Origin of the sequence: Novosphingobium sp. (genome assembly GCF_049240505.1) — a bacterium.
Taxonomy (GTDB): Bacteria; Pseudomonadota; Alphaproteobacteria; order Sphingomonadales; family Sphingomonadaceae; genus Novosphingobium.
In genome coordinates this window covers 1-3,667 of the sequence record NZ_JBMLSM010000080.1, presented here as the reverse complement: position 1 = coordinate 3,667, position 3,667 = coordinate 1, and the positions used below count along the sequence as shown (strand labels likewise).

At 55.4% G+C, this 3,667-nt stretch carries 3 protein-coding genes; 1 reads left to right on the top strand and 2 read right to left on the bottom strand.

What is annotated here, in order from left to right:
* Positions 1-162 (bottom strand): helix-turn-helix domain-containing protein (locus ACOVQ0_RS06605; RefSeq protein ID WP_421881811.1); only part of this gene is annotated, 162 nt, incomplete at its 3' end.
* A 90-nt stretch (positions 163-252) separates the two neighbouring features.
* On the bottom strand, positions 253-2,952 hold the full coding sequence (locus ACOVQ0_RS06600; RefSeq protein WP_421881802.1) for a PAS domain S-box protein: 2,700 nt from the start codon (positions 2,950-2,952) through the stop codon (positions 253-255).
* Between the two features lie 179 nt (positions 2,953-3,131).
* Here ACOVQ0_RS06600 and ACOVQ0_RS06595 point away from each other — a divergent pair, with 179 nt between their 5' ends.
* Positions 3,132-3,572: an RrF2 family transcriptional regulator gene (locus ACOVQ0_RS06595; protein ID WP_421881799.1), complete on the top strand. Its 441-nt coding sequence runs from the start codon at positions 3,132-3,134 to the stop codon at positions 3,570-3,572.
* Positions 3,573-3,667: the final 95 nt, after the last annotated feature.

Sequence of the window (3,667 nt, the reverse complement as noted above, 5' to 3'; positions counted from 1 at the left end):
CGGCTTGGCAGCAAAGTCACCCGCGTCACGCCGCAGGGCGCGCCAGCGGATCGCCGTCGAAGGTGCAACCCCAAAGCGGGCTGCCGCAGCTCGGCAACTCATCCCATCATCAACTGTTGCCAGCACACGGACAAGTAACTCCAAAGAGAGAGGTTGCCTCATCCATGCTGGCCTCCTTGACCAGCACAGATCCTGAATCAGAGATCACGCCCAGCGGGAATGACTCGTCGATTCATACGGTCGAAGATCGCTCTAGATGAGTGGCCGGGGGTCCCAGTCATTCAGGATCTTCGCAAGCTTTTCCTCCAATTGCGTCGACCGGTATGGCTTGGCGAGGAAATTCACGTTGCTTAAATCCTCAAGGCCGAGGTTCTCGGAGGCGGTAGCTGGATAACCCGATGTGTAGAGCAGCTTGATATTCGGCGCGAGCTCTAGCGCTGCTTTACCGAGCTGTGGTCCGCTCATGCCACCGGGCATGATCACGTCGGTGAAAAGCAGGTCGAAGGCTTCGCCGTCATGCAAAAGGGACAACGCCTCTTGTGCATTTGCTGCGGCGGTCACCACATAGCCGAGCTTTGACAGGAGCTTTTCTACATGCGCGCGGACCATCGGTTCGTCTTCGACGATGAGGATGTGCTGACCCGTTTTGCGCACCGCGCGCTCTGTTGTTTGCACGTGGCCCTCTTGATCTTCGCCTTCCGCAAAGCGCGGCAAATAGATCCTAACCGTCGTGCCACGACCCGGCTCGCTCTCGATTGTAGCATGCCCACCCGATTGCTTCGCAAAGCCAAAGACGGTGCTGAGGCCCAGGCCTGTGCCTTCTCCAACGTCCTTGGTGGTGAAAAAGGGCTCAAAGGCCCTTCCGAGCACTTCAGGTGGCATGCCGTGGCCAGTGTCTGTCACCGAGATGATCACGTAGTCGCCTGCCTCTAGGTCCAATAGGGCTGACTGCACATCTGATGAGATCGTTTGATTTTCGGCGGAGATGGTAATCTCACCGCCATCAGGCATCGCATCGCGCGCATTGACTGCTAGATTAATGACGGCTTGCTCAAGCGCGTTGCCATCGGCTTTGGCTTGCCAGATACTAGGCTTCAAATCGCAACGGATCGCGATGGTCTCCGGGATACCTATTCTCAGCAGTGCAACCGTGTTGGTCATCAAGCTGGTCAGCTCAACACATCCAGCACGAAGCTGCGACTGGCGGGAGAAGGAAAGCAGCCGTCGGGTCAGGTCCGCAGCGCTGCTTGAGGCTTGGTGGATCATCGCAACCGACTCGGCCTGATCATCGTCAAGCACGGTGGTTTCGAGAACCTCTGCGTTGCCAAGAATGATCATCAATAGGTTATTGAAGTCGTGCGCTACACCGCCGGTAAGCTGGCCAACTGCCTCGAGCGCTCGCGCTCGTGTGTAACCTTCCTGCTGACGCTTCAATGCCGTCACGTCACGCACGCTCCCCAGCACGCGGTACGCCCTACCATCTGGGTGTCGTAAAATGCGGGCCTTTACGGCCACATTGATCGTTCGGCCATCCGCGCTGATAATCCTATACTCAGTCTCCCAATTGGTCGCTTTCGAGTTCAGCGCCTCGTTATAGGACTGAAGTGCGGCACCAATATCCGCAGGGCTGATCAAATCTCTCCAGTGCGCCTCCTTCGGCGGTCCTGACGGTTTTGGCACTCCCAGTTTGGTTGCCCAATCTGGCGTCATCCACAATTGCCCTGAATCTAAGTTGTTATCCCACAGAACATCGCTCACCGTATCCGCGATAATCCTGAAGCGAGCTTCTGACTCCTCCAGGGCAGCAAGAGCAGCCGTTAAACGGCCTATATCGGTTGCCGTTCCAATTACCCGCGTCGCCTCTCCTTGCGAATTTCGGACGATAAAGGCGCGGATTGCCACATGGCCCGTCGAGCCATCGGGACGATTGATCATATGATCAACGGAAAAACGATCAGTTCCAGACGCAATAGCCTCAAGCGCAACGTCGCGAACGACATGCTGGCCATTTTCGGTAGCAATAAGCGCATCGAGATTTTCGGGCGTCATAATCGCAGGTGGATCATAGCCGTATATGTTCTTGAACGCCTCATTGGCGCTGAAAGCATCGGTCTCGATATTCCATTCGAAAATCACATCTTGACTAGCACGCGCTGCAAGTTCGAACCGTTCGCGGTATGCGTTCGCAGACTTCTCACTTTCTATGAGGCGTGAGACATCGCTGAAGCTGACAAGCACAGCGGTAACTTCACCTGCATCGTTCCTCGCGAGGAAAGCATCACAAAGCGCCCAACCGATGCTGTCGTCAAACGGATGCTTGCGGCCAAGCAGAACGCCTCGAACCGTTGTATTCTCGTCAATGGCACGGTTGAAAGGCAACTCTTCGAGCGGCATCGGAGATCCGTCAGGGCGAAGGAACTGCCAACCACGATCTTCAGCGGTTCTGTCGATCGCCGCATTTCCTGTAAGGCCGAGCATTTCTCTAGCTTTACGATTAATAAAGCGAACGCGGGAATCTGGATCATGAATGATGATGCCCGCCAACACATTTTCGAAAATAAACTCGTAATCTCTCTCAAAACCAGAATAGTTTGTGATTTTTGATGTAACGTCTCGCACGATTCCGATGAAATGATTTTCACCAACCGATCTTTTGATAGCCGGCTTTATGACGAGATGGTTAAAGAATGGCTCTCCAGACTTACGAAAACTTAGGATTTCGCCATCAAATTCTGTGCCCTTGGAGAGCGAAGCGTTAATCGCGGCAATAACTTTCGGATCGGTGCCAGCGCCTTCGAGGATTGCCGTAAGTGCATGATCAAGATCACCGCGATTAAATCCGGTGATGTCAAGAAACGCTTGGTTGCAGAAGGTGATCCGTTTGTCGTGATCGAAAACCATTACCCCATCCGACATGGCATCCAACATGTCGGTGTAAAATGCCTCATCCATCGTCGCACTCACCGGTCAGCATCGTTGCCAAAGCCGCTAGAAAGGAGGTCAGTGGCAGCCTTTTCACGAGTGCGTTTAAAGCAGATTTCCATTGCCATAACAAAGGACAATTGGGTCGCTACTTCAGGGCATACAGATCGCTTGACCCGATTGCCTACCTGACAGATAGACAATCCACCATGCTGTCCCAGAAGACCCGCTATGCCATTCGCGCGATGCAGCACCTTGCCGACAATTACGGCGGCGGCCCGATCCAGCTCGCCGAAATCGCCGACAAGCAGAACATTCCCGCCAAGTTCCTGACCGTGATCCTGTCCGAGCTAACCCGTGCGGGGCTGGTCGAATCCCAGCGCGGGCGCGACGGGGGATACTGGCTGGCGATCCCGCCGATCGACATCACCTATGGCGATCTGATCCGGCACATGCGCGGCAGCCTTGCGCTGGTGCCCTGCGCCAGCCGCTATGCCCACGAGAAGTGCAAGAACTGCCTTGAGGAAGGCGAATGCCGCACCCGCGCTCTGCTGCTCGACGTGCGCGACCGGACAGCGCAAATTCTCGATGGCATCCGCCTGTCCGATCCGATCACGCCCGTTCCGCCCTTCGCCCAGGATGCCGTCTGAGCGTGCAGACGGCAGTCCGTCAGAACGGCGCATAAAGCCCACCTTTCGTCCGGTGTCAGAAAATCTGCGTCGTCTGTCGCATGGTCCATCGTTCC

Coding starts and splice junctions, on each gene's coding strand:
- ACOVQ0_RS06600 (WP_421881802.1), bottom strand. CDS start 2,952: ATGGATGAGGCATTTTACACCGACATGTTGGATGCCATGTCGGATGGG.
- ACOVQ0_RS06595 (WP_421881799.1), top strand. CDS start 3,132: ATGCTGTCCCAGAAGACCCGCTATGCCATTCGCGCGATGCAGCACCTT.